The 24,583-nt window shown below is 41.4% G+C and carries 21 protein-coding genes; 11 read left to right on the top strand and 10 right to left on the bottom strand.

The features are described 5' to 3' along the window. Both MTBBW1_RS28305 and MTBBW1_RS10770 read left to right on the top strand, forming a co-directional pair. On the top strand, positions 1–216 hold a 216-nt coding region (locus MTBBW1_RS28305), incomplete at its 5' end, for a hypothetical protein (RefSeq protein WP_222424038.1). 98 nt (positions 217–314) lie between these two features. After that, complete coding sequence (locus MTBBW1_RS10770; protein ID WP_080803212.1) at positions 315–1,088, top strand: hypothetical protein; 774 nt, start codon at positions 315–317, stop codon at positions 1,086–1,088. Positions 1,089–1,585: 497 nt separating this feature from the next. Here the strand turns inward: MTBBW1_RS10770 and MTBBW1_RS10765 are convergent, their stop codons facing one another. The 3 genes from MTBBW1_RS10765 to ndk all read right to left on the bottom strand — a co-directional run bounded on the left by MTBBW1_RS10765 (position 1,586) and on the right by ndk (position 7,190). Beyond that, positions 1,586–3,886 (bottom strand): C10 family peptidase, encoded by a 2,301-nt coding sequence (locus MTBBW1_RS10765; RefSeq protein WP_080803208.1) that lies wholly within the window; start codon positions 3,884–3,886, stop codon positions 1,586–1,588. Positions 3,887–3,902: 16 nt separating this feature from the next. Continuing rightward, positions 3,903–6,677 (bottom strand): aconitate hydratase AcnA, encoded by a 2,775-nt coding sequence (acnA, locus tag MTBBW1_RS10760; protein WP_080803205.1) that lies wholly within the window; start codon positions 6,675–6,677, stop codon positions 3,903–3,905. Between the two features lie 96 nt (positions 6,678–6,773). Further along, positions 6,774–7,190 carry a nucleoside-diphosphate kinase gene (gene ndk / locus MTBBW1_RS10755; protein WP_080803202.1) on the bottom strand — a complete coding sequence of 139 codons (417 nt, stop codon included), beginning with the start codon at positions 7,188–7,190 and terminating at the stop codon, positions 6,774–6,776. A gap of 408 nt (positions 7,191–7,598) precedes the next feature. Between ndk and MTBBW1_RS10750 the strand changes: the two genes are divergently transcribed. The 9 genes from MTBBW1_RS10750 (at position 7,599) to MTBBW1_RS10710 (ending at position 13,982) form a co-directional block, all read left to right on the top strand. Continuing rightward, positions 7,599–7,799 carry a hypothetical protein gene (locus tag MTBBW1_RS10750; RefSeq protein ID WP_080803198.1) on the top strand — a complete coding sequence of 67 codons (201 nt, stop codon included), beginning with the start codon at positions 7,599–7,601 and terminating at the stop codon, positions 7,797–7,799. A gap of 104 nt (positions 7,800–7,903) precedes the next feature. Next, complete coding sequence (locus tag MTBBW1_RS10745) at positions 7,904–8,779, top strand: flagellar basal body-associated FliL family protein (protein WP_080803194.1); 876 nt, start codon at positions 7,904–7,906, stop codon at positions 8,777–8,779. After that, a complete protein-coding gene (locus MTBBW1_RS10740) occupies positions 8,779–10,065 on the top strand; it encodes a 3-isopropylmalate dehydratase large subunit (RefSeq protein ID WP_080803192.1) in 1,287 nt (428 codons plus the stop codon). The genes MTBBW1_RS10745 and MTBBW1_RS10740 overlap by 1 nt, the downstream gene beginning before the upstream one ends. Before the next feature lie 8 nt (positions 10,066–10,073). Next, the gene (locus MTBBW1_RS10735; RefSeq protein ID WP_080803189.1) at positions 10,074–10,598 is read left to right on the top strand and encodes a 3-isopropylmalate dehydratase small subunit; all 525 of its coding nucleotides are present in this window, start codon (positions 10,074–10,076) and stop codon (positions 10,596–10,598) included. Between the two features lie 116 nt (positions 10,599–10,714). Next, a complete protein-coding gene (locus MTBBW1_RS30330) occupies positions 10,715–10,930 on the top strand; it encodes a BrnT family toxin (protein ID WP_080803186.1) in 216 nt (71 codons plus the stop codon). A 5-nt stretch (positions 10,931–10,935) separates the two neighbouring features. Then, positions 10,936–11,136 (top strand): hypothetical protein, encoded by a 201-nt coding sequence (locus MTBBW1_RS10725; RefSeq protein ID WP_080803183.1) that lies wholly within the window; start codon positions 10,936–10,938, stop codon positions 11,134–11,136. A gap of 504 nt (positions 11,137–11,640) precedes the next feature. Then, positions 11,641–12,297, top strand: coding sequence for an FAD-dependent thymidylate synthase (thyX, locus tag MTBBW1_RS10720; RefSeq protein ID WP_080803180.1), 657 nt, complete (start codon positions 11,641–11,643; stop codon positions 12,295–12,297). A gap of 122 nt (positions 12,298–12,419) precedes the next feature. Then, entirely contained in the window at positions 12,420–13,100 is a 681-nt protein-coding gene (locus tag MTBBW1_RS10715) for a thiamine diphosphokinase (protein ID WP_080803177.1), read from the top strand. 243 nt (positions 13,101–13,343) lie between these two features. Beyond that, positions 13,344–13,982, top strand: a complete 639-nt coding sequence (locus MTBBW1_RS10710; protein ID WP_342743891.1) for a Uma2 family endonuclease — start codon at positions 13,344–13,346, stop codon at positions 13,980–13,982. Positions 13,983–14,121: 139 nt separating this feature from the next. Here MTBBW1_RS10710 and MTBBW1_RS10705 read toward each other — a convergent pair whose 3' ends face one another. The 7 genes from MTBBW1_RS10705 to MTBBW1_RS10675 form a co-directional block, all read right to left on the bottom strand. Next, on the bottom strand, positions 14,122–15,054 hold the full coding sequence (locus tag MTBBW1_RS10705) for a methylenetetrahydrofolate reductase (RefSeq protein ID WP_080803173.1): 933 nt from the start codon (positions 15,052–15,054) through the stop codon (positions 14,122–14,124). A gap of 121 nt (positions 15,055–15,175) precedes the next feature. Next, complete coding sequence (locus tag MTBBW1_RS10700) at positions 15,176–15,844, bottom strand: methylenetetrahydrofolate reductase C-terminal domain-containing protein (RefSeq protein WP_080803170.1); 669 nt, start codon at positions 15,842–15,844, stop codon at positions 15,176–15,178. Between the two features lie 235 nt (positions 15,845–16,079). Beyond that, the gene (locus MTBBW1_RS10695) at positions 16,080–16,523 is read right to left on the bottom strand and encodes a hydrogenase iron-sulfur subunit (RefSeq protein ID WP_281255632.1); all 444 of its coding nucleotides are present in this window, start codon (positions 16,521–16,523) and stop codon (positions 16,080–16,082) included. Positions 16,524–16,560: 37 nt separating this feature from the next. Next, complete coding sequence (locus MTBBW1_RS10690) at positions 16,561–21,321, bottom strand: FAD-dependent oxidoreductase (protein ID WP_080803165.1); 4,761 nt, start codon at positions 21,319–21,321, stop codon at positions 16,561–16,563. Then, entirely contained in the window at positions 21,321–22,625 is a 1,305-nt protein-coding gene (locus MTBBW1_RS10685) for a (Fe-S)-binding protein (RefSeq protein ID WP_080803162.1), read from the bottom strand. Before MTBBW1_RS10685 ends, MTBBW1_RS10690 begins: the two co-directional genes overlap by 1 nt. Before the next feature lie 185 nt (positions 22,626–22,810). Next, a complete protein-coding gene (locus MTBBW1_RS10680) occupies positions 22,811–23,689 on the bottom strand; it encodes a methylenetetrahydrofolate reductase (RefSeq protein ID WP_080803158.1) in 879 nt (292 codons plus the stop codon). A gap of 11 nt (positions 23,690–23,700) precedes the next feature. Further along, entirely contained in the window at positions 23,701–24,273 is a 573-nt protein-coding gene (locus MTBBW1_RS10675) for a response regulator (RefSeq protein ID WP_080803154.1), read from the bottom strand. Positions 24,274–24,583 lie beyond the last annotated feature (310 nt).

Genomic DNA, 24,583 nt, shown 5'->3' with positions numbered 1-24,583 from the left:
GAGAAAAAACTCGAAGAAGAGCGTATAAAAAAAGAAAAACTTGAGCAGGAAAGAATCGCTGAAGAGGAAGAATCGCTGAAGAGGAAAGAATCGCTGAAGAGGAAAGAATCGCTGAAGAGGCAAGAATCGCTGAAGAGGCAAGAATCGCTGAAGAAGCAAGGATTGCCGAAGAAAAAAGAATTGCTGAGGAGAAAAAACTCGAAGAAGAGCGTATAAAAAAAGAAAAACTTAAGCAGGAAAGAATTGCTGAAGAGGCAAGGATTGCCGAAGAAAAAAGGCTTGAAAAAGAACGAATTGCCGAGGAAAAGAGAAAAATGGAAGAAGCAGAAAAGAGAGCAAAAGAGATTCATGCAAAAATAAGAGAAATTGCCGCGAAAGAGGCTGCTGAATCTCTTCAGACAGAACTTTCAGAGCTTAAATCAAAACAAGAAACTAACTCCTGCTGTAACTGTTCATGCAGCGAGAAAAACTCCATGAATAATTTTATTAAATATTCATTAGCTATCTTTATAATAATTATTATCGCACTTGTTAATTCAAGCTATAAAAACAGCAACACATATTATATTTGTGACACAAAAAAAGGCCTTGAAATCTGGAAAGGTGAATTTACTCCAATGAGTAAAACCAAAATAGTTTCTCTGAATGGTCTTGACCTCCCTGAAAATGCAAAATCCTCCTATACACAGTTGGAAGTATTCCCTCTTCCATTCAATTACTTCCTTGATAAAGCAGAGGCAGAAATCAAATCCGGAACACCCTATGATTTTGAAGCAATAAATGGTTATATACAGAAAGCGTCAGAGTTTACTGTTCTCCCCGAAGATGAAGAACTTATTGATGCATATTTTAAAAGTGTTGCTTTGGCTCATAACCATTTGAACAATCTTAAAATTACTATACCTTCAAGAAGTGCAGATAATGAAATTGGTGCTGAGTTATCAGAAGAGTCAAAGATTGAACATAACGAAGTCATAAAATCTCAGAAAAACAATGAGCAGATACCTGTTGATGATCAGGAAAAGACAGAAGAAAATGCAAAAAGCGAGCATCATGTAATGGAAACCCAGGAACATGGTCACAACTAATAAATAACAAATATAATAAAACAGCATTAAAGCCCGAAAGTATATTGCTCTTTCGGGCTTTTTTTTAGGCTCATTTTAGGTTGCAAGGCCATGTTTGAGAATATTTCGGGATAACTTATTGAATTTAGAGACAAATATCTATGGCATCATTTCATTAGAGTGTACCCTTTTCCACGGTAAAAAAAGTGCATACTTCATATTAACTGAAAAGTAGTTTACCGTGAAAATGGATACATATTTTCATATTCGGGGGTGGCTGAGTCACAGCCATGTCCGTTTACTCTTTTTGGCATCCTTCTTATCAACTTAAAATTAGTTTACATTTTCTTTTAATTGTCTGAATCACGGATTGCCACAGATTACGCTGATTACACAGATTTTTTCAATCAGTGTAATCTTTTAATCTGTTTAATCCGTGATTCAGACAAAAGAATAAGCCTCAAAAAGTATAAACCGATAAATGAAAGATGCCCCAAAAGTTATTTTTTGTCACCAATTCAGGGATAAACCAAAGACAATTCCGTTGTGGTTATTTCCTGGCTTCCTATAAATACCCTTCCGCCACTTATCCCAAGTGAAAACATTTCATCATCAAAAATCAATTTCTGGTCTGTGGTTGTAGCCGGAATTTTTATCCTTGTTCCATTTACTGAACTTTCAAGAGATACCGCAGCACCGGATCGAGAAACAGTGAAGTCAGAAGAGATGCCTTTAATAATGATCTCATTTGCCCCCACAAAATTGACACACTCCATTCTCCCGCCAGATTCCACGGTTATGTTATTAATACCTGAAGAACCGAAAATCATAAAATAATCTCCCCTGTTAACAGTCTGGGAAGCTGCCTGGTCTGTCAATACTTTGTATGATGTAATATTTTCGGGCAACTCAGTGCTTCCATCTGTAAGCTCAATACCCATACTATCGGCGAGATCAGCGACATCAGAGCTTAAGTCATCACAGGTAACCGTCAAGGTATATCCACTGAAATCGGCATCATAAGAGTAATACGAATGAGTGACCGGATTCTCCAAAGATGTGCTTATGTTATACAAACCTGCTGTTAAATATCCGCTTACCGGTTCTTCAGAGACATCAATCACTATATTTCCATTGCCATCTTCTAACCACACATAAAAGGCCTGGTTACTATATCCTCTGTAACCACTGACAGTGATATTTCCCTGTAGATATGAACTATAGCTGTCAATTTCTGTTCCATCAGAAAATTCTCCGCCAATATCATATTGGGTTCCCATATAAACCCTGTTTTCAAGGACCAAAACCTTAAAGCTCTTTTGACTCTCACCATCATGTGAAGTTGCAGTCAGCGTTACTTCACAAAAAATATTGTCAGAATAAGGATTCAAAGTCAGGAGGTTACCATTAGTCACTACCTGAAGATTGTCAGATGAAGAAACAGCCGAAAGAGTTACAGTATCTCCATCAGAATCATATACATCAATACGTAAAGTAGTGATTTCATCAATCACGATGTCATCAAGTTGTGAAGATATAACAGGAATGTTGCCGTAGCTTGTTGATGTATAAGGATTGCATTCCCCTCCCTGGCATGGCTTGATATTGTAATATACTGTATGTTCCGGAGAAAAAGAGTAATCGCCTATTAAGTTGGTCTGATCAAGATAATAGTAGTCATCATAAGCCCCACCCCATCCGAGATTGACATGAATTTTTTTTCCGGTTCCATCAGTTGCATAGCCATCTGCAACAGTCATATGGCCTGGCATTGAAAGCAAAACAGGTCTGTCATTATCAATTTCACTAATAATTGTTGTAAAAAAAGCATTATCAGAGCTATCTACTCTATATACAGGTGCATATCCAAAGGCTCTTTCAAAGTCATCGTAATGGAACCAGGCGCTTGTGCCATCTGTACCGTATTCGGCCTCATTGAGAACACCCAGATCACGCATGAGAGCTGCTACCTCATCTTGCTGATATTGATCTACATTTCCTGTAACAGCGTCGGGCATAGCACTCCAGTTAAAGGGACGGTTCATGAAAGCTGTCAAGGTCTGCCCGTTCCAGATATGAGTAAAGACACCGCTACCGGATGAAGGGTGGGCATGATAACGCATAACCTGGGCAACTGCTGTCTGAACGCAACCTGTGACTGTCAACTCTCCACCATCTCTTGGAGTAAACTTATTGTAGGGATAGCCCTGATTCCAGGTTGTTGTAAGAAGAAAGGTATCTGGAGTATAATTTTTGAATGATTTTTTTGAAACTATACTTGTATTGGTTAAAAGCTCCCAATAAGATTTGTTGACATCTTCCGACAAAGGCTCTCTTTGCATATCTTCTGAGTTGGAATATTGTTCTTCAGAAGAATAGGTTTCTTTTTCGGGGTGTGATATCAGATCGTCAGGAAGTTCAAGCTCATCCAGAATCACATTAACATAAGCCGGAGGTAAACTGTTAAAATCAGATTTAAGAGAATATGCTTTAACAGGCACTCTTATTGTGTCTCCGGCTACAAGAATATATCCAACCGGATCAAGAGTAAAAAGATAAGCAATTGTCTGACCTGACCGCTCCACAGGCTCACTTGAAGAAACTGTATGTGGCTCATCAATATATACAAGAAAAGCACGAGCAACAGAACCTGCAAAATTTTCATCTATGATTTCAGAAGAGGCTGATCTAATAGATATCATCATAGGCAGAAATATTACAACAAAAATTACAAGGAACGCTTTACCCTCAAAAAATCTCATGCAAAAGGAAGTCTCATCAGGCTTAAAAACAGATTTAAAAGCTATCTTTTTACTCATTTTTACAATCTCCTTTTCAGGCTATAATCTGCCGCAAAACACAGGAAAGAATCCCTCCATTTACAAAATAAGATATATCAACATTATTATCCAGGCGTGAAATAACCCCAAACTCAACCTTTGTCCCATCTTCCTTTTCTGCTGTTACAGTCAAAGTACTTCCAGGCTCCATGCCAGAAAGGCCAATGATGGAGAAGGTCTCCATGCCAGTCAAACCAAGGGATTCAAAGCTTTGTTCCTGCTTGAAAACAAGCGGCAATACACCCATACCAACAAGATTGCTTCGGTGTATCCTTTCAAAAGAGCGGGCAATAACAGCCCTGACTCCAAGAAGAGAGGTACCTTTGGCTGCCCAGTCCCTGGAGGAACCTGTGCCATACTCTTTTCCGCCTGCAATAATAAGAGGAACTTTTTCATCTGCGTAGGCCATTGCTGCATCAAAAACAAAAGTTTGCTTTTTTTCAGGAAGTTTAAGGGTGTAACTGCCCTGTTTTGCCACAAGTGTGTTTTTTATCCTGATATTGCCAAAAGTTCCCCTCATCATAACTTCATGGTTACCACGTCTTGAGCCGTAGGAATTAAAACTTTCAACAGTGACACCATTTGCTTTAAGGTATTGTCCGGCAGGATAGTTTTCCGGAATGGCACCGGCCGGTGAAATGTGATCTGTTGTTATTGAATCCCCAAGAACCAGTAGAGGTCTTGCATTGTTGATGTCAGAAAGTGGCGGGAGATCCATTGTAAATCCCTCAAAAAACGGAGGACGACGTATATAAAGAGAGTTTTTATCCCAACTGAATGTTTTGCTCTCTGTTACCTGAAGCTCTTTCCACAACTTGTCTCCTGAAAACACCTCTTCATACTGAGAGGTAAAAAAGCTCTGTTTGACATGTTGTTCCACAAGGTTATCAATATCGCTGTTTGACGGCCAGATATCTGCAAGAAAAACCGGTTTGCCATTTGAGTCACTACCCAATGGTTCTGACTCAAAATCAATATCCACTCGACCTGCAAGAGCATATGCCACAACAAGCATTGGAGACATAAGATAGTTGGCTCTTGTTTTCTGATGTACCCGTGCCTCAAAATTTCTGTTGCCGGAAAGAACAGATGCCACAACCAGATCCTTACACTTTTCAAGGGCTTCATCCATACAGGGCAGAAGAGGCCCACTGTTGCCGATGCATGTCATGCAGCCAAAACCTGCTGTATGAAAGCCAAGCTTCTCAAGAAAAGGCATAAGAGCTGCATCTTCAAGGTAGTCAACCACAACCTTGGAGCCAGGAGAAAGGGAAGTCTTGACAAAAAAAGGCACTTCAAGCCCCTTTTCACACGCCATTTTTGCAACAAGGCCTGCACCTATCATTACATTGGGGTTTGATGTGTTTGTACATGATGTAATTGCAGCAATTGCAACAGCACCATTTTTTATGGTTTTCTCCCTGCCTTCATTGCTGTGATCCCTTACAATAACAGAAGGTATATTCAGGCTATCTGCAATACTCAGTGAACTACATCCCTTTTCACCAACACTATCTGCCTTGGCACCACAATTATCAGTGTAATGGTCAGATGTTGCACCATTTTGTTGTTGTTTTGGATTTGAATTAAATTCATTTACAAAAGTACCTTTCACATCTTCAAGAAAAATTCTGTCCTGTGGTCTGTATGGACCAGCAACAGCAGAGCGTACATGTGAAAGATCAACCCTTACTGTTTTTGTAAACTCAATACTCTCATCACCCCTTGCAAAAAGGGAACATTCGCGGCAGTATGTTTCCACCCTTTTTGTAATATTATCCCGACCGGTTCTTGAAAGGTACTCAATTGTTTTTTCATCAACCGGAAAGAAACCCATGGTTGCCCCATATTCAGGTGACATGTTAGAGATGGTTGCACGATCTGTCAAAGATAGATTTTTCATGCCAGGCCCTGTGAACTCCACAAATTTTTCTACAACATTTTCCTTTCTGAGAATATGGGTGATGTGAAGGACAATATCAGTAGCAGTTACCCCTGGTGCAACTTCGCCTTCAAGATATACCCCGATAACATCAGGAAGTGTCATAAAATAAGGCTGACCAAGCATAACAGCTTCAGCTTCAATGCCCCCTACTCCCCAGCCAAGGACACCAAGGGCATTGATCATGGTTGTGTGTGAGTCGGTTCCTACAAGGGTATCTGGAAAGGCAATCTTTGCATCACCCCTGGTCTGGCTTGTTACAACCTGTGCAAGGTATTCAAGATTCACCTGATGACATATCCCTGAACCAGGTGGAACAACCCGAAAATTGTCAAAACTTTTCTGTGCCCATTTCAGGAGGCTGTAACGCTCCATGTTTCTCTCATACTCTTTCTTCACATTTAGAAAAGGTGCATCTTTTGATCCCTGATAATCCACCTGCACAGAGTGGTCAACAACAAGATCAACCGGCACTAAGGGATTTATCTTTTCAGGGTCGCCGCCTGCATCCACAACTGCATCACGCATGGCTGCAAGATCAACAACAGCCGGCACTCCTGTGAAGTCCTGCATGAGAACCCTTGCAGGGTGAAAGGGAATCATGACAGAATCTTCCCCATGACGCCCCCAGTTAAGGACATTTACCACATCATTTTCGTTTACAATGTCTCCATCCAGATTCCGCAAAAGGTTTTCAAGCAGTATCCTGATGGAAAAGGGCAGTCTTTGAATATCAGCAACACTTTTTTGTTCAAGTGTGGAGATATTGCAAATTGTAAATGAATCACCGTTAATGTTGAGTACCTTTCTGCATTCCGGAAGAGTCATTGCTCATTTTCTCCTTCATTCATCATATAACATACATTACAACCCAGGGGGCAACCCATTGAGGTTGCCCCTTACAGGAGAGAGGCGGATGTTAAATCAACCGACTATTTCCATGCTGTTAAAAAAATAACTGATTTCAAATGCAGCAGTCTCAGGGGCATCTGAACCATGAACCACGTTTTTCTCAATATCGGTTGCATAGTCGCGCCTGATTGTTCCCTCTTCTGCTTCCTTGAAATTTGTAGCACCCATCAGTTTACGATTATGGGCTATTACATCTTCGCCCTCAAGCACCATTGCCACAATCGGACCTGATGTCATGAACTCCATAAGGCTGTTGAAAAACGGACGTTCCTTGTGAACAGCATAAAAGCCTTCTGCCTGTTTTCTGGAGAGATGCAGTTTTTTCATGGCAACAATTTTAATACCGGCTGTTTCAAAACGTTTAATAACTTCGCCAATTAGATTTCTGGCAACACCGTCGGGCTTAATCAGGGATAATGTCCTTTCCATTATCAGGTTTTCCTTTACTTTTAAAATTCATTCAAAAATAATCACTAAGGTATGGCATTCCTAAATATAATGCCAAATTATGAATACACAAAAAATTCTAAATATGCTATCATTAATACCTTTTCAAGTCAATCACTGTTGGCTGGACGTTACCCCTCCAAGACAAGCTTGACAAGATTGACCTGTATGGTTAAAGTAACTAAGTGGCATCCAAAAAAAGTGGTCTCCATCAATATTTCGGAGTACTTAAGGCTGCCTGTATAATTTTATTTTTTTTAAGGAGAGTTTATAATGATTGATATGACAGATACTGCAAAAACGCAGATTGAGGAATATTTCAGCGGCAAAGAAGTGTCCCCAATAAGAATTTTTCTCAACTCAGGTGGCTGAGGCGGCCCATCACTTGCAATGGCTCTGGATGAGCCAAGGGACAACGACAACACTTATAATGTAAAAGGATTCAAATTTGTTGTGGATAAAGAGTTCATGAAACAGGCCCAGCTTATTAAAATTGACTTTACAGGCATGGGATTCAAACTGGATTCAAAAATTGATTTTGGACAGTCTGCCTGCTCAAGCTGCGGTACAAGTGGCACCTGCTGTTCATGATCAAACCATGACACATCATTGAATGTATAAAAAAGGGTGTTTCCAGGTTTTTTATCAGGAAGTGCCCTTTTTTTTGATGCAAGTTACCACTGATCAGGAAACCAATGAAAAAAACATTATCCATAGTTCTTCAAATATCCCTTCTTGCAATTATTCTTGCAAATATTTACGGGTGCGGCAAAAAAGAAGAGGAGCCGGAAGCAGAGCCAGAATCTCCTGTGCACGAACTTCTTGTTGGAAGCTGGAACCGTTACAGCAACAGGGTTTACACCCTTTTGATTCTTAGAAACAATGGCAGCTGGACATCTGATCTGAGAATAGAGGGAGGTAACTCCAAAATAGTTGAAAGAAAGGGAAATGCAACGGGAACATGGGATGTTGACGGAAACACACTTACATTCACTGTTGTTGATTCCCAGATAGAAAATATATGGGGCAAAGGTCAAACTTATATCCTTGAGATTGTTGAAATTGATAAGCTCAAGGTGGTTTTGCGATATCCCAACGCACGACTTATTACCTGGAAACGTTCCCGAATTGAAAAAAATACCCAGACTGAAGGAATCCTGAATCCGGTTTTACCCATGAAACCCCTTGTGGTTAATATTAACAAACTAAGCTCCCATGACAAGGACAGATACTTGTGCCTTGCACTTGATCTTCATCTTGATGAAATACCCGCTGATGCCCCTCCAATAAAACTTCACCCAAGGGCATGGGATGCAGCGATTTTGTACTTGAGCTCACTGATTTACAATGATGTCAAGACATTTGACGAGATGAAAATCGTAAATGAAAAGCTTATTAATCTCCTTAACCCATATCTGGAAGGAAAGCTTTTCAGCATTGAGGTAAACCATGTTATGATCTCCTCCAGTATGGAGAAAGTAGAAGAATTTATTATTGAACACTCCCCGCCCCCACCACTTGAAACAACCGGGGAAGAGGGAGAAAACACCGGAGAAGAGGAAAAAAAATAATGGGTAAAACAGTTGCTGAAAAAATTTTTGATGCCCACCATGTTGACAATCCATCTGGAGATATCCAGGTAATAAGCTTAGATGCTGTTTTCTGTCACGAAATTACAACCCCCATTGCAATCAACGATCTTGTTGCCAGAGGTAAGGACAGGGTATTTGATGCATCAAAAATAAAGGCTGTAATTGACCATGTCACTCCTGCCAAGGACTCCAAAACAGCCATGCAGGGAAAAATTTTAAGAGACTGGGCAATAAGACATGGAATCATTGATTTTTTTGACATAGGCAGAAATGGTGTCTGTCATGCAATCTTTCCGGAAAAGGGCTTTGTAAGACCAGGTTATACAATTATCATGGGTGACTCCCACACATGTACACATGGAGCTTTTGGAGCCTTTGCAGCAGGTGTCGGCACCACTGATCTTGAAGTTGGAATATTGAAAGGTGTTTGCGCATTTAAAAAACCTGAATCCATAAAGGTAGAGATCTCTGGCAATCTTCCAGGGGGTGTTTATGCCAAAGATGTAATTCTATCACTTATTGGCCAAATAGGTGTAAATGGTGCAACAAACAAGGTTCTGGAGTTCTGCGGCACTGTTGTTGAATCAATGACAATGGATCAAAGGATGACACTTTGCAATATGGCAGTGGAAGCTGGTGCCACAAGTGGCATATGTGCTCCTGATATTGTTACAGTGGATTATCTGTGGCCATTTATTGAAGATGAATTCAAGACAAAAGATGCTGCAATGGAGGCATACAGTAAATTTACTCCTGATGCAGATGCTGTTTACAGTAACACAATCCAGATGGATGTTACCAATCTTCAACCAATGGTGACCTATGGATACAAACCAGATCAGGTAAAACCTGTTGCAGAGATGATTGAAACAAAAGTGGACCAGGTTTATATTGGCTCCTGCACCAATGGTCGCTTAGAAGATCTTGAGATTGCAGCATCAATTCTGAGGGATAAAAAGATTGCAGATTCTGTACGAGGCATTGTATCTCCGGCCACACCGCAAATATATTCAAAAGCTCTTGACAGAGGTTTTATTAAAATTTTCATGGATTCAGGTTTTTGTGTCACAAATCCTACATGCGGCGCATGTCTTGGCATGAGTAACGGAGTTCTTGCTGATGGAGAGGTGTGTGCAGCTACCACCAACCGCAACTTCAATGGCCGCATGGGAAAAGGCGGAATGGTACATCTTATGAGTCCGGCCACGGCTGCGGCCACGGCCATAACAGGCAAAATCACCAACTCAAGACTCTTTGAAGGATAATAATACAGATGAAATATTTTAGTGGAAAAATACTTTTTCTTGACAGATCAGACATCAATACAGATGAAATCATACCAGCAAAATACCTGACTGAGAACACCAAGGATGCCTTGAAACCATATCTGCTTGAAGATCTTGTTCTTAAGGGATTTGATGCTTCCCGTGACATAAAAGAAAAATCTGTTGTCATTACAAGGGACAATTTTGGATGTGGCTCATCCAGAGAACATGCCCCGTGGGCATTTGAGGTTAATGGAATAAACCTTGTCATTGCATCTGGGTTTGCAAGGATATTCAGACAGAATATGTTCAATTGTGGAATGATGGCTGTGGAAATGTCTCCAGAAACCATAGACTCCATCTTTGACACATTCAGCCACAGCGAAACCTCCCTTGAAACCGACATGGAAAAAATGACCTTTACAATAAAGTCAGAAAAAGATTCTCAAACCATCCCTTTTTCCATCAGTGACTTTGATATTTCGCTTGTAAAAGCTGGTGGATGGGTGGATTTTGCCGATCAAAACTATTAAACGGTCATGGCCGGCATTCAGCCACCCCCGAATATGGAAATTTGCATCTATTTCCACGGTAAAGAAGCGGCGATGTAGTAGCCTACTTTTTTGTAAATCTAGTACTGTAATTAGTAATTATTATTTTTTGTGTTTTTAGATACAATACAAATAGCAATAATGATGAACATAGTGAAAGAGAGGATCGCTGGATCACTTTTGGAACAGATGAAAACGGAATACTTCTTGTTATTTCACACACTGCACACAAAATGCCCTTAAACCAATGGAATATACGGCTCATATCAGCACGCAAGGCCACAAAGGCAGAATCAAGTCAATATGAGGAATGAGTCATATGAAAAAAGAATACGACTTTTCAAAAGGTGAACGCGGTAAGTTTTATCATCCAGATGCAGAATTTGATATACCGATTTATCTGGAATCAGATATATCTGAATATATGAAAAAAATAGCTTTAAAGAAAAATATTGATATAACTGAGGTTGTTAACGATTGGCTTAGAAAAAATATTGCATTAATACAAAGTGCTAATTAAAATTATTATTTACACTTATTGCCAAAATAGTGCTTTGTAAAAGCTAAAAATCAGGGAAAACAGCTCACTGCACAGTGAGCTGTTTAAATAGGTTGTAGCTATTCGCCACAGCAGCGAAATGGCCTTTTTTGAGATATATTTAATCTCAAAAAAGATAAAGTTAATGAGGCATCCTTCATTTGCCAGTTTACACTTTCTGGAGCCACATTCCCATTTTTAGGGAATTATCTCAAAAAAAGTGTCAACTACTTTTGATGGATTCTGAAGGATGCCGTTAATGATATATATTTCCAGAAAAATATTTTGGTATTCTCAATTCTGAAGGTCAACCACAAGGGATTGCCCCTACACTGCTTGCCAATTTAATTATCTGGATCAGTATAGTACTGTTTATGTTGTAATAATTCCAAAAGAACACTCCTTGCTTTTTAATTTCCTGTAACGCAATGTTATTTATATTTACAAATAAATAAATTATACTATTAATTCCAAAAGGGCTTGATAATGAAGATCATACAACCCTGTTTTGAAATTCTTCACATGGCTGATACAGATGAGATTTACCGTCATCTCGAACTTGCTGCACGAACCTGTTATAAATCTGAGGACAAAATAAGCTCTGGTACTGCTGCCCAGTTCTTAAAGAGAATTGTGAAATCAGGCCATGAAAGTGTGATTGAGCACATATCAATAAGTGCAAGAATTGTGTGTGATAGAGGTGTCACACATGAACTTGTAAGACACAGATTGTGCTCTTTCAGCCAGGAGAGTACTCGTTATGCAAACTACTCCAAAGAGAAATTCGGCAATGAAATCACCGTTATAAAACCATTCTTCTGGAAAGAGGATTCACAGGCTTATGAAACATGGAAGGAAGCCATGAAAGCATGTGAAAAAGCATACCTTGCTCTTATTGAAAACGGCGCAAAGGCACAGGAAGCAAGAAGTGTTTTACCCAACAGCCTTAAAACGGATATTATCATAACAGCCAATATCAGAGAGTGGAGACATATCTTTAAACTCCGCTGTTCAAAGGCATCCCATCCCCAGATGCGGGAGATAATGTTGCCGATGCTTGAAGAATTCTACAAAAGAGTTCCTGTTTTGTTTGAAACTCTTTACGAAACATACAAAACAGATATCGACAGCTTTAAATATTAACTCTTCAGCCAGAAGCTACAAAAGTGCTACCACCCATAGTATTATCAAGGCAACTAAAAACATAATTTCAATAGATTTTTTTTAAAAAACCCCAAAAATATCAGGAGTTTATAAGTAGATTTATGGATAAAATCCTGAAATGTGCAATTATAGCCAATGGAATTATTAATAATGACGTAAAGTTAATGAACATTGTTAAAGAAGCTGACATTGTTGTCTGTGCAGACGGAGGGGCAAAGCACCTTGTAAGACTTGGTCTTTTTCCTGATATTCTTATGGGTGATTTTGATTCAATTGATAAAACTATCTTGGAAAACTGCATAAAAAACAGGGTAGAGTTAATACAATACCCCACCAGCAAGGATTTTAGCGATACAGAGCTTTCTGTTATGTGGGCAATTGATCATGGTGCTTCGGAAATTATCCTTACAGGCGTAACAGGACAACGCATGGATCACACCCTTTCCAACGTTTTTTTACTTAAAAAAATACTCAAAAACGGGATTAAGGGCTATATTGTTGATGATAATAACGAGATATATCTGTTATCAAAGAGATGCTTCTCCTACGCTCCGGAGATATCTAAAGATATATGCATCAAGGGAAAGCCAGGTGATTTACTCTCCATAATACCGCTTTCAGAAACTGTAACAGGAATTACCCTGAAAGGGCTTAAGTATCCAATTGAAAATGCTTGTATGGAGATGGGAACATCAAAGGGGATAAGCAACGTTTTTACAGAAAAAAATGCCATGATATCTATTAAAGAAGGTTCTGTTCTGATTACAAAATCAATTGATTGATTTTTCGGCATGTTTCATTTCCAGCTTTACTTCTTTTAAGATTGACATGGCCTTTTTCAAAGGATTGACATCTGAAAATAGGCATCTTTCATTTGTCGTTTACACTTTTTTTGAACCATGATTTTCATGATTAAGGGATTACCTTGATTTTTAATCGTGTTAATCCTTAAATCCTTTAATCATGGTTCAGAATTTCTCGAAAAGTGTAAACTAATTTTGAACTGATATGAAGGATGTCTTATTTTGACAAGAGAATCAGAAAAACTCTTTGGCTCTGGCTTGTCCAGGTTAGGCGTTAAAAGAATGATTCCACAAGAAAAAATCAAAATGACACCGGATGAATATCTTGAACTTGAAGAGAATTCAGATACTAAGCATGAATATTTTCATGGCGAAGTGTTTGCAATGGTTGGAGCAAGAAAAAACCATAATATAATCAGCTTCAACATATCAAGGGAATTAGGAAACCAAATAAAAAAAACTCCATGTATGGGTTTTGGAAATGACCAACGCGTTAAGATAGATGCTGATAAGTATGTTTATCCTGATATTGTCGTGGCCTGTGATGAAATTATTTTTTTAGAGGATGAACTCGACTCCCTGATTAACCCTGTTCTTATAATGGAAATCCTCTCAAATTCTACCGAAATATTTGATAGAGGGGACAAGTTCCAATACTATCAATCTATTGATTCACTTAAAGAATATATCCTTGTTTCACAACATAAATGTCTCGTAGAACAATTTGTACGTAACAAAGAGAATCACACCTGGACTTACACAGCTTACCCAAATATTGACCAAACCTTAAGCCTTGAGTCTGTCAAGTGTGATTTGCCTTTGTCAGAAATATACTATAGAGTCGATTTTGATACTTTATGAAGAATTTCAGGCATCTTTCATTTGTCGGTTTACACTTTTTTTGAACCATGATTTTCATGATTAAGGGATTACCTTGATTTTTAATCGTGTTAATCCTTAAATCCTTTAATCATGGTTCAGCATTTCTCGAAAAGTGTATTTAAACAACCGGACGCGGCAACACCCCTGCCCTCTCGGCAATTTCAGGCACCATATGCTCCCACTCAATCGCCATCAGATGCACTCCGGCAATACCCTCCATCTCCTTGAACTCCTCGATCTGTTCCAGGGCAAACTTAATACCTTCCTCTGCCTGTTTACCTTTTTCTGCTCCTTTCAGGCGATCAATCAATGAATCTGGCACATCCATTCCAGGCACAAACTTTGACATAAAGTTTGCCATTCTTGCATTTTTCATTGGGGTTACCCCTGCAAGGATATAGCATTTTTCGTGAAGCCCCATATCCACAACCTGTTTCATGAATGTCCTGAATTTCTCCATATTATATATGCATTGGGTCTGAATAAAGTCTGCCCCTGCCGCAATTTTGTTGGCAAGGCGATAGACACGGTATTCAAAGGGATCTGCAAAGGGATTGCAGGCAGCTCCCACAAAAAGTTTGGGGGCAACATCAATTTTTTCGCCATTTATGAACTCCTCCTTGTCACGCATGGTGGTAACAAGGTTGATGAGCTGCATTGAATCTATGTCATGGACATTTTTGGCCTGGGGATGGTTGCCAAAGGATTGATGGTCGCCGGAAAGGCATAGCATGTTACGGATTCCAAGTGCATGTGCGCCAAGTATATCTGCTGTAATGGCAAGGCGATTTCTGTCACGGCAAACCATCTGAAAGTTTGGTTCAAGACCTTCATGGATCATGATATGCGATGCTGCAAGGCTTGACATTCTCACCACAGCGGTCTGGTTATCCGTCATGTTGACAGCGTCAACATTGCCTTTGAGATGCTTAAACTTTCCCACAAGATGCTCCACATTTGCCCCTTTTGGGGGGCCGCACTCCCCTGTGAATGCAAAGTGTCCCGCCTTAAGGACTTTTTCAAGATTGCTGCCTGATTTGAGTTCACTCATTGTTCACTCTCCTTATATATCATGTTTCATACGAATTTTTGATAAAGAATCAAAGGATAAGCTTATATTTGGTACAATAATCTATATATGCAATAAGCAGGATATTTTTAAGTAACAAGATTTAACGGGTAAGCTCCTCCCTGATACTGCGTCTCGGGCCACCGTCCCTTGCTGTTCTCCAATCCTTGGCAGGTCGTACCTTGAGAAGATCCTCAAGCCTTCCCTGCTCTATTTTTTTGGCAACAATGGCATCCCAGATGCATATGGTCTCCTTTGATATTTCGCACAATCCATTAGATGAGCCGCCACATGGTCCGTGAAGAAGACTTTTGGCACACCTTGCTATGGGGCATATTCCATCAAAATCGTGGATGATACATGTACCACATCCGGCGCATCTCTCCTCCCAGATACCATGGGATACAGCTCCCCCGAAAAAGGTGGTATTCACTGCTGGATAAAATTTTTGCTCCCTGTAGTATTCCGACAAAAACTGGGGCCCCACACCACAGGCCATGGATAAAACGGCATCGTAGTTACCTACTGTCTCTTTGAGTTGGGAGACATACTCATTATCGCACTGCCGTTCAATGGTGGTGGTATCAATTTCGATCTCGTTATTCTCTTTTTTTCTGGCAATGGTAAGGGCTGAGGCCAGAATTTCAACCTCTTTTGAGCCTCCCACATTGCAGACGGTTACACACCCCTTGCATCCCACAATCAGGAGCTTGCGATGGGGTTTTATCATTTCTTGTATTTCTTCAAGAGATTTACGGTCTGCTACTATCATGATTCACCTCTTATATATTTTATGATATCATTATGAGCATATTTCATTAATCAGTTTACAATTTCCCTATCATAAACACTATCTATATTAATATTTGTATCAATATCTCGATCTTCAGGAATTTCCATTAAACGATCATGGCTGATGATCAGCCACCCCCGACCATGGAAATTGTATCCATTTCCACGGTAAACAGAACATAAACTACTTTTATTCTAATATGAAACATGCCTCATTATGCAGCTTTTTTTTCACTTACAGGATCATTCATCCTTACAGGAGAAGGGCCAAGTTCCCTGATTTTCGCGGTCATTTCCCGGGCAATTTCTGCAAATCTTGCCCCCTGTGCCGATGATAGATTGTACATCTCCACCCTTTCAGGCTCAATGCCGATCTCCCCCAGTATTTTTTTGACATATTCAACTTTTTTTCTTGTTTTTATATTTCCTGTAAGATAGTGGCACTCTCCTTCAAGGCAACCTGCCACATAAACACCGTCAGCACCCTTTTCAACGGCATTTAACAGATGAATTATATCCACCCTTCCGGTGCAGGGCACCTGAATCACCTTTACCTCTGATGGATAGTTCAGTCTCATGGAACCTGCCAGGTCCCCGGCTGCATATGCTCAATACTGGCAGCAGAAGGCGATGATTCTGGGTTCAAAATTATCAATCATGATTTACCTCCGTATCTTTAACGCTTCATGTTCAAACTCAGGCAACCTTGAAAAGTGCATTGGTCTTTGCAATGATCTGTTCATCGGTAAAGTTATTGAGTTTAATGGCCTTGCCCGGGCATTCAGAAACGCACAGGCCGCAACCATGACACTCTGCCGCATCAATCACCGCATATCCATCCTCGTGGATATATGGAATTTCATAGGGACAGGTTCTGACACATGTAAGACACACTGCACACTTTTCAGGCTCAACAACGGCAACAACACCTCCCACCATGATTGAATCCCTGGACACAATTCTCATGGCCCTTGATACAGTGGCCTTTGCCTGGGCAATACACTCCTCAAGGGGTTTTGGATAGTGGGCACTGCCTGCCACAAAAAGCCCGTCAGATGAAAAGTCAACCGGCCTAAGTTTTGCATGTGCTTCCACAAGAAAGCCATCCTCATTTACAGGTATCTTGAATGCCTCAAACAGCTTTTTGTTGGAACTTGGTTTTATTCCGGTTGCAAGCACCAGCAGATCTGGTGCAAGGTTCACAGGCATCCTCAAAACATGATCCGTAACGATAAGTTTCAATCTGTTGCCATCTTTGACTTCAGCCTTTACAACAGGTGGGTTTTCAAGATCATAACGTATGAATATTATACCCTTTTGCCTGGCTTCCTGGTAAAGCTCTTCCCTGAAACCATATGAACGTATATCTCTGTATATGATAAAAACCTTTGATCTTGGGTTTCTTGTCTTGACCTCAATTGCACTTTTCAGGCTGTGGGTACAGCAGATCTTGCTGCAATAGGGTTTTTCACTGTTTCTGGAACCCACGCACTGTATAAAGACCACGGTTTTTGCCTTTGAAATCCTGGTGTTTCTTTTCTGCCTTCTGTCGCTAACTTTTGTATCCTCATCCTCTTGGAGAAGAGCATCCATCTCAAGATGGGTCAATACATCAGGATGGGTGCCATGGAGATACTCCCTTGGCTGATCTTCCTTTCCTCCTGTTGCAATTATGGTAGCTCCATGCTCAATGGTTACACTTCCCACAGATCTATCTGCAACTTTTTCCGGTGCATTGTCAGGAATGGCAGGAGATATGGTGGTGACAAAATTACCAAGACTTCCGGTTGTGGCTGTAACCTCTGAAGTAAGATAAACATCAATGTTTTCATGGGTTTCTACCCTGCTTATACGCTGGGCAAGCCAGGGAGTTACAGCTTCACCCTGCCAGGTTGCCCTCAAATTAAGTGCATTGCCTCCAAGAACACCGCTTTTTTCCACAAGAACAGCCTTAAATCCCTGATCTGCTATACCAAGGGCAGCTTCTATACCTGATACTCCTCCTCCCACCACAAGGACAGATTTTTTAATGGAGAGTTTCACCTGATGCAAAGGCTCAGAATATGCAGCCCTGGCAACAGCCATGCGGACAAGATCCATTGCCTTTTGTGTTGCTTTTTCAGGCTGGTTCATGTGTACCCATGTATTCTGGTCACGGATATTGGCCATCTCGAAAAGATATTTGTTAAGGCCTGCATCCCTTATTGTCTCCTGAAAAAGTGCTTCATGGGTACGCGGAGAGCATGAGGCAACAACAACACGGTTTATATCTTTTTCAATGATTGTCTCCTTTATGTGATCCTGGGCATCCTGGGAACAAGTGAAAAGATTATCCTCCACATGCACAACATAAGGAAGTTTGGAAGCATAATCCCTTACAGCCGGAACATCGGCAATACCCCCAATATTTATACCGCAGTTACATACAAAAACTCCTATGCGGGGAGCCATTCCGGAAAAATCCCTTTCAGGCGGAAGCTCCTTTGTTCTGGTTAAACTCCATCTTTTTGAAGCAAGGGTTTGGGCTGCCATTGCTGCTGAGGCAGAAGCCTCCATAACCGACATTGGAATATCCTTTGGCTCCTGGAATGCTCCACATACAAAAATTCCCTCCCTTGTTGTATTCACAGGCAAAAGGTTCCGGGTTTTTGCAAACATGTGGCGATTGAGCTCAATACCCATGGTAGTGGCAATTTCAGCAGCATCAGAACATGGGGCAAGCCCGACAGAGAGAACCACCATGTCAAATATCTCTTCTGCTGTGGAGCCGGATTCTGTGGCATAGACAAGACGCAGCCTGTCATCTTTCATGGGAAATACAGAGTGGATTCTTGAGCGAACCAAACGAACCCCGCTTTCATCCTCTGCCCTTATGCTGTATTTATCAAACTCTTTGCCGTGGGTTCTCATGTCCATGAAAAAGATGGCTGTGTCAAGCTCATGGTCACTGTGCTCCTTGGCAATAACAGCCTGTTTGTTGGCATACATGCAGCAAACCCCGGAGCAGTAACTGTGATCTCCCTTGTTGATATCACGGGAGCCGACACACTGAAGCCATGCTATTTTTCTGGGTTCCTTTTCATCTGAAGGTCTTACAAGATGCCCCTTGTATGGCCCTGATGCTGAAAGCAGGCGCTCAAACTCAATGCTTGTGACTATATTGGGATTTGAGCCATAGCCATAGGTTTCATATTGAGATGGATTAAATGGTGTAAAACCTGGAGCAAGAATAATTGCCCCCACATTTATTTCGTGGAGCTTCGGCATCATGAAGTGATCAACTGCATTTGCAAGACAGGCATCCACGCACTCCATGCACTCGGAGCAATAACCACAGTTGAGACATCGAGCCGCCTCTTTTTGGCCTTCCTGTTCTTCAAATCCAAGCTCAACTTCCTTAAAATTACCGACTCTTTGGGATAGTGGCAATTCCTGAATTCTGGAGCGTTTTGCCTTTGGGATCTCTTCTGATAACGGGGTATATTCGGGCATATAGTCCGGCGATTCCCGAAGACGTTTCTCCTGAATCAACCGGTTTTGATTCCTGCCCTGGAGCATATCCTCACCCTTGATATAGCGTACAATGGATTCAGCAGCCTCCATTCCCGCTGCAATGGCAGATATGGCAACTCCTGGGCCTGTCTGAAGATCGCCTCCGGCAAATACACCTTTTTTACTGGTTTCAAAGGTGATGGGATCAACTTCTGTGGTGCCCCAGCGGGTTATGTTGATGACGCTGGTTTTGGTATCGCCGGTCTTTATATCGCTGGTTTTATTAACGCTGGTTTTAATATCGCTGGTTTTAATATCGCTGGTTTTGATACCGCTGATTTTGGTATCGCTACTTTTAATATCATTGTTGTTGCTTGTGTCGGCTATCAGTGCTGAGATATCAGGACGTTGTCCAATGGCGGATATGAGCTGATCCACTTCAATATCGTATTCACTGCCTGGAACTGGTATGGGACGACGTCTTCCTGATGAGTCGGGTTCGCCAAGCTCCATTTTAATGCAACGAAGTTTAGATATTGCATTTGTGCTGTCTGACAGAGCTTCCTGGGGTGCAGAAAGATAGATAATCTCGACCCCTTCATCTTCGGCAGCACAGATCTCCTCTTCCCAGGCTGGCATCTCATTACGGGTTCTGCGATAGATGATGGTCACCTTTTCAGCACCGAGACGCACGGCACTTCTCGCCACATCAATGGCAACATTTCCGCCACCTATGATGGCGACCTTTTTACCGGTCTGGGTTTTACCGGTGAGGTTTAGTTCCCTTAAGTAATCAACGCCCTGGCAGACACCTTTTAGATCATCGCCGGGGATACCAAGATCAATGCCTTTGTGAGCTCCCATCCCCAGAAAGACCGCATCAAACTTCTCTTCTCCACTATTATTATCTCCACCCTCTTCTTCCGTGTTTTCCTGATTTTTAAGCAGAGAATCAATGGTTATATCTGCTCCCAAAGGAGAGTTGTATCTGATCTCCACACCAAGGTTGGTAATGACCTCAATGTCTCTGTCCAGCACTTCGGCAGGCAGACGGTGTTCCGGAATACCCACCCGAAGCATACCACCTGCCTGTGGCAATGCTTCAAAGATTGTGGCTTTCACACCCTGTTTTGCAAGATGGTATGCCGCAGAGAGTCCAGCAGGGCCTGAACCGATGATTGCTACTTTTTTCCCTGTGGGTTCTGCGCATTTAATCTTTATATCACGGGCATCAAAGCTATCTGCTGCAAGGCGCTTGAGATCCCGTATGGCTATTGGCTCGTCCACTTCGCACCGGCGGCACGCATTTTCACACTCATGGGGACAGATACGTCCCAGAACTCCTGGCAAGGGTAGCTGCTCCATGATGATCTCAAGAGCCTCTTTATATTTACCCTGTTTCACCATCTGCACATAACCCTGGACATTAAGGCCGGCCGGGCATGTGAGCTTGCAGGGTGCCCGATCTCCCTTTTCAATGGCAAAGGCACTTGGCATTGCCTGGGGATAGAGTTTAAATGCGGCCTTTCTGGTGGCAAGCCCCTCGTCAAAATTGCTTGGAAGCTCCACAGGGCAGACACTTGAACACTCACCACAGGCAGTACATTTTTCAAGGTCTATAAATCTTGGCTGTTCAAGAAGTGTAACAGTGAAATTGCCAGAAGAACCCTTAACCTCTTTTACACGGGTCATGTTTTTAAGTTCAATGTTGAGATGACGCCCTGCTTCAACAAGTTTGGGAGAGATAATACACATGGAGCAGTCGTTTGTGGGAAAGGTCTTGTCAAGCTGTGCCATGACACCACCAATGGCCGAGTTGCTGTCCACAAGGTGAACAAGATAGCCCGAGTCCGCAAGATCAAGGGATGCCTGGATTCCAGCAATACCTGCTCCCACCACCATAACAGAACCCATGACATCATTTATACCGGGGTTGCTCAGAGAGTCTTTTTTATAATTCGACATTATGACTCCTCCTTTTCTGTCAATCCAAAGTCAGCCAGATCAGGTCCTAAATAGGTGCGTTCGTTTTCACCAAGAATTCCCATGGCAAGGCACATGATTGTCCACAGATGCACGGTGTAGTATTTTCCGCCATAATGGTGACACATATCCTCTATCTGTGCATGACAGTTGTGACATGGGGTTATGACATAATCGGCTCCGGTCTCAATGATCTGGTCAAATTTTACCTTTCCGTAGGCTCTCCGCTGGTCAGTGTGACCTGCCTGAAGGGCACCTCCACCTCCGCCGCAGCAGAAGTTATTGGAGCGGTTGGGAACCATATCAACAAAATTTTCTTCACCCACAACAGCCTTGATAACAAATCGCAAGTCATCCACAATGCGGTTAGTTCCAATTTTTCGCCCGATATTACAAGGATCCTGTACAGTAAATTTTATTTTAAGATCCTTGTTCCAGTCGGAATTGATCTTCAGGGTACCATCTTTTATCCATTGTGCATAAAGTTCAATGATACTTTTAAATTCAAAGTTATGAGGGATATTGTATTTTCGCAATCCTTCCAGGATTGAATAATAGGAGTGCCCTCACTCGGTGTTAACAACCACTTTGCTCTTCAGTGTATGTTCAATGTGATGAACAAACTCCTCCATGATATATCGCCACCCTTCATCGTCAGCCAGAAACATGCAGTAGTTTTCACCTCCCCACATAACTGTGGGATAGGTCCAGTCTGCACCGGCTTTATGAAGAATTTTCCAGAGTGGACTCATTTCGTCAGGTTCAGTTACAGGTTCCCTTGAGTTCTGGTTGATGGCCATGTAGGCACCGGGGCGATCAGTTGTAATTTCAAGATCTTCAAATTCAGGCTGTTCATCTTTTATCTCCTGAGCCACATCATCAACGGTGAAGACAAAATCCTCCTTGGGAACGCCCATTGCGTTACCGGATTTGATGTGTTGGTCACAGGAACCTCTTATTCCTTTTGGTCTTTTATCCCTGGGCCAGGAAGCCCTTACATTGTATATGAATTTTGGAATCGCAATGTTCATGGGACATGCTGACTGACATCTTCCGCACATTGTGCATACCCATGCCCACGGGCTTTTAAGTATTTCATCATCCATACCAAGAAGAAGCATCCGCAAAAATTTTCGCGGATCCATATCATACTGTTCGGATGCAGGACATCCGCCGGTGCAGGTACCACAGGTGAGACACAGATCAAAATTTGCATCGGGAATGCGCTCGGCTATCTCCTCCTTGAATTCACAGATGAGTTCGTCAAGCTTGATTGGCTCTGCCATTATATGTTCCCTCCTGAAACAGCTTTTTTCAATTGTCTGATCACATACATAATACTGCTGTCAGTTCGATGGCCTTTAAATGCCTTGGTTCTCCCTTTTATGCTACTTTATTAGAAAGTCTCAATAACATACTGATATGTCATGACTTTCATGCATCGTTGTGAAGCCCTCGCAATCATGAGGGTTTATTTCAATTTTGCTGCATTTAAATATTGTGCAAGTTTATCCTCTCCACCAATTGTAATAATGTGAATTCCCTGGCAGAGGTTTTTAAGATTGTTGACTGTTTCAGCAAAAAGCTCAATGCTTGCCTTTGTCTTATCAGGTGCCTTCAGAAGCTTCTGAATAGCCCAGTCAGGTACAAGGCCGGACTTGAAATGGCGGTTTAAGAATTTGCCCATGCCGGCAGTTCTGAGAATCATCACCTCGGCAATAACTGGAACTCCAAAGGTATTTACCTGCTTCATGAATTTTTCAAACTGATCAACATCAAATATGGGGGTTGTGAGAAAGTAGCCGGTACCAACTTCCACCATCTGCTCCATCTCCTCCATCCCTTTTTTAGGAACATTTTTGCCCCATGGTGTCTCTACTCCGGAACCAAGAACAAATTCGATTTTCTTTTCCAGAGCATGCCCATCAATGGTCTCTCCCCTTTTCATGTGTTCAAGAACCGATGCAAGTTTGCCGGAATCCACATGGAAAAACATGGACTCCTGAAGGCTGTCGCCGGAGATGCGGTAATCTTCTGTAAATACAAGCAAATTTTCAACACCTGTTTCATGGGCCTGGGTGAGATCCTTTTGAAGTTGAAAACGATTTTTGTCCCTTGTGGTTGTCTGGTAAATGGCATTAAATCTGTTTTTGTTAAGAAGATCACAGGTCTGGATACTGTCTCCCACAACACCTTCAAGCTCCACATCTGATATGGCCACACCATCAACCCTGCCTCTTATTTTTTTAAGGCTCTCAACAAGCTCTTCCGGGTTGTCATCTCCCATGGGAGCCTGGATTTCCGAGGTTACTACAAATTTCTTTTTTTCCAGGGATTCTTTTAAATTCATGACATTCTCCTTTATTTAAGTTCGAGTAATGTGGCCACTTCATCCTTTAGACGGGATAGCGGCAAAGGTTTGGAAAGGCAAAGGTCTGCACCGTTGTCCTTCATCTGCTGAAATTTTTCCTCATCAAGGTAAGCAGAAAGGACAATAATCTTTATATGCTCTGTCTCTTTTGTGCTCTTTATCTTTTTACACACCTCATATCCTTTTATATCAGGCATCATGATATCAAGAATAAGAAGATCAGGCTTGAAATGGTTGACCTGAAGCCCTGCCTCAAATCCATCCGATGCTGATATGACTTCATAGTCATACTCGTCCTCCTCAAGGCACTGGACAATTGACTCAACAATAATGAGATCATCATCCACCACAAGGATCTTTTTTCTGCTTTGCTCATCAGGGTTGCCGGGAATGGGGATACCTTGATTTTCCATGAATTTTTCAAGGTCGCTTCTCTGGATTCTGCGGTGTCCGCCAACGGTTTTGTATGCCTTAATATGGCCGGCATCCACCCAGTTTATAATGGTTTTGGATGAAACATTGCAGTACTTGCTTGCGGTAAATACGGTCATGGTATCTTCCATGGATACGCCCTCCTTGTTAAAGTTAATGCCTTGCCTGAAAACTTTTTAAACAAGGCTTGAAATTAAAGGGTTGTTTTTGATTTTGAAAAGATACTAAAGCACAATTTCAGTAGAAGTGGAGAATATCAGAAGAGAGATTTTATTTATATTTATTTTATTTATTCTATTATTTTTAGGATGTCAAGAACTTTTTTTAAAACTATAATAACTAAAATAAATATAAAAACAGGACAAATCCTTTTGTTTTTGCCTTCTCTTAGTTAGAATGAATTTTAAACCATCTGAAAAGCAGTCCGCCCTAATTTTGAAC

It is taken from the genome of Desulfamplus magnetovallimortis, from assembly GCF_900170035.1.
In the GTDB taxonomy this organism is placed as follows: domain Bacteria; phylum Desulfobacterota; class Desulfobacteria; order Desulfobacterales; family Desulfobacteraceae; genus Desulfamplus; species Desulfamplus magnetovallimortis.
This window is presented reverse-complemented; position numbering and strand designations above follow the sequence as displayed.

Coding starts and splice junctions, on each gene's coding strand:
- MTBBW1_RS10770 (WP_080803212.1), top strand. CDS start 315: ATGGAAGAAGCAGAAAAGAGAGCAAAAGAGATTCATGCAAAAATAAGA.
- MTBBW1_RS10765 (WP_080803208.1), bottom strand. CDS start 3,886: ATGAGTAAAAAGATAGCTTTTAAATCTGTTTTTAAGCCTGATGAGACT.
- acnA (WP_080803205.1), bottom strand. CDS start 6,677: ATGACTCTTCCGGAATGCAGAAAGGTACTCAACATTAACGGTGATTCA.
- ndk (WP_080803202.1), bottom strand. CDS start 7,190: ATGGAAAGGACATTATCCCTGATTAAGCCCGACGGTGTTGCCAGAAAT.
- MTBBW1_RS10750 (WP_080803198.1), top strand. CDS start 7,599: ATGGCTCTGGATGAGCCAAGGGACAACGACAACACTTATAATGTAAAA.
- MTBBW1_RS10745 (WP_080803194.1), top strand. CDS start 7,904: ATGAAAAAAACATTATCCATAGTTCTTCAAATATCCCTTCTTGCAATT.
- MTBBW1_RS10740 (WP_080803192.1), top strand. CDS start 8,779: ATGGGTAAAACAGTTGCTGAAAAAATTTTTGATGCCCACCATGTTGAC.
- MTBBW1_RS10735 (WP_080803189.1), top strand. CDS start 10,074: ATGAAATATTTTAGTGGAAAAATACTTTTTCTTGACAGATCAGACATC.
- MTBBW1_RS10725 (WP_080803183.1), top strand. CDS start 10,936: ATGAAAAAAGAATACGACTTTTCAAAAGGTGAACGCGGTAAGTTTTAT.
- thyX (WP_080803180.1), top strand. CDS start 11,641: ATGAAGATCATACAACCCTGTTTTGAAATTCTTCACATGGCTGATACA.
- MTBBW1_RS10715 (WP_080803177.1), top strand. CDS start 12,420: ATGGATAAAATCCTGAAATGTGCAATTATAGCCAATGGAATTATTAAT.
- MTBBW1_RS10705 (WP_080803173.1), bottom strand. CDS start 15,054: ATGAGTGAACTCAAATCAGGCAGCAATCTTGAAAAAGTCCTTAAGGCG.
- MTBBW1_RS10700 (WP_080803170.1), bottom strand. CDS start 15,844: ATGATAGTAGCAGACCGTAAATCTCTTGAAGAAATACAAGAAATGATA.
- MTBBW1_RS10690 (WP_080803165.1), bottom strand. CDS start 21,321: ATGTCGAATTATAAAAAAGACTCTCTGAGCAACCCCGGTATAAATGAT.
- MTBBW1_RS10680 (WP_080803158.1), bottom strand. CDS start 23,689: ATGAATTTAAAAGAATCCCTGGAAAAAAAGAAATTTGTAGTAACCTCG.
- MTBBW1_RS10675 (WP_080803154.1), bottom strand. CDS start 24,273: ATGGAAGATACCATGACCGTATTTACCGCAAGCAAGTACTGCAATGTT.